Annotated in this window: 2 protein-coding genes; one reads left to right on the top strand and one right to left on the bottom strand. The window is 67.1% G+C overall.

Translation table 11 applies throughout. The annotated features are described in order from the left end of the window. Positions 1-250: 250 nt before the first annotated feature. Positions 251-799 (bottom strand): Dps family protein, encoded by a 549-nt coding sequence (locus ACEN88_RS31140; RefSeq protein WP_413345959.1) that lies wholly within the window; start codon positions 797-799, stop codon positions 251-253. Between the two features lie 119 nt (positions 800-918). On the opposite strand from ACEN88_RS31140, the gene ACEN88_RS31135 reads away from it, so the two are divergent. Next, a partial coding sequence (locus ACEN88_RS31135) for a diguanylate cyclase (protein ID WP_413345957.1) occupies positions 919-1,644 on the top strand: 726 nt, incomplete at its 3' end.

Below are 1,644 nucleotides of genomic sequence, written 5' to 3'. Positions count from 1 at the left end.
GCGGCTGGTCGACCTCGTGGGCGATCGACGCGGCCAGTTGGCCGATCGTGGCCAGGCGCGCCTGCCGTTCGGGTTCAAGGCTCGCGGCCAGTGGGGGCGGGTGGGTGGTCATGGGCTGCTCCTCGTCCGGTGATCAGGGTGGTGCGGACGGAATGCCGCGCCACCCTGGTCATTGTCGGGACGAAGGCCGCCGGGGTCCAGCTATACAAAAGGATATGACATCACACTAAAGTATGATGTTCGGGCGTGCTCAGTTACGCTCGGCCTGGCGTGCCAGGTGTTCGCCGATGAACCAGCTTTGCAGTTCGTTGGCGCGCACGACCTGGCTGACGATCAGGTCGTTGCTGCCGTCGTCGCCGGCGTCGGACGCCGCGCGCGCCAGCGGACGCGCGTCCAGCAGGATCGTCTCGTGGGCGGCGGCCAGGCGTTCCAGCTGGGCGGGGGCCGATTCACGGCCGCGCGGGGCGCGTGCGATCGACGATTCGCCGGCGATGTCGCCGGCCAGCGCGAACGTCACGCCGCCCAGGGTCTGGATGCGCTCGGCGATGGCGTCCATGATCGCGACCTGTTCTTCGTAGTGCTTGTCGAACAGCAGGTGCAGTTCGTAGAAGTTGGCGCCGGACGTCTGCCAGTGCGCTTTCTTGTAGGCGTCGCGCAGCGCCATCGTGTGCGCCAGCAGGCGGTTCAGGGCGCGCACGCTCTGCGACCGCGTCTGCTCCGGGAGACCGATGCGCACGGGCGCCAGCGCGCCGAATTCCTGGACGACGCCGGCATTGTCCTGGGTAGGTTGGTTGTCCATGGGAGACCTCGTGGTGGGAAATGGATGACAGGCCGAGTCTATCCATCGCCCGCCGCATGGGCACTGATCCAAAGGCCAGGCATTCCGGTAGTATGATGGTTTTCAGGTTCGGGAGCGCCATGACCATCCATTCCGAGACCGGCGACGACGCCGGCGTCTACCGCACCTTGCTCGAATCCACGCAGGCCATCCCATGGCGCATCGACTGGGCCTCCGCGCGCTTCACGTACATCGGTCCCCAGATCGAACGCGTGCTGGGCTGGCCCCAGGACAGCTGGAAGACGGTCGAGGACTGGGCCATGCGCATCCATGCGGAAGACCGGCAGAAGACGGTCGATTTCTGCGTGAGCCAGTCGCAGCAGGGCACCGATCACGAAGCCGATTACCGCGCCCTGACGGCCGACGGCGAATACGTGTGGATCCGTGACGTCGTGCACGTGATCCGGCGGGCCGACGGGGCCGTGGACTGCCTGGTGGGCTTCATGTTCGACATCAGCGAACGCAAACGGGCCGAGGACAAGATCCTGCAGCTGCAGAAGGAGCTGGAGGCGCTCTCGTACCGCGACCCGCTTACCGGCATTGCCAACCGCCGCATGTTCGACCGGATCCTCGACGTCGAGTGGGGCAAGGCCCGTGCGCTGGGCGAGCCGCTGTCGCTCGTGATGGTCGACATCGATTACTTCAAGCAGTACAACGACCGTTACGGCCACCCGCAGGGCGACGCCTGCCTGAAGGAGGTGGCGCGGGTGCTGGACCGCGCGGCATCGCGCACGCGCGACCTGTGCGCGCGCCTGGGCGGCGAAGAGTTCGCGCTGGTGCTGCCCGCGACGGACGAGGCGGCGGCG

This window comes from Massilia sp. CT11-108 (assembly GCF_047302915.1).
GTDB classification, from domain to species: Bacteria; Pseudomonadota; Gammaproteobacteria; order Burkholderiales; family Burkholderiaceae_D; genus Telluria; species Telluria orientalis.
The sequence above is the reverse complement of the archived record's forward strand: the minus strand, read 5'-3'. Positions and strand labels throughout refer to the sequence as shown.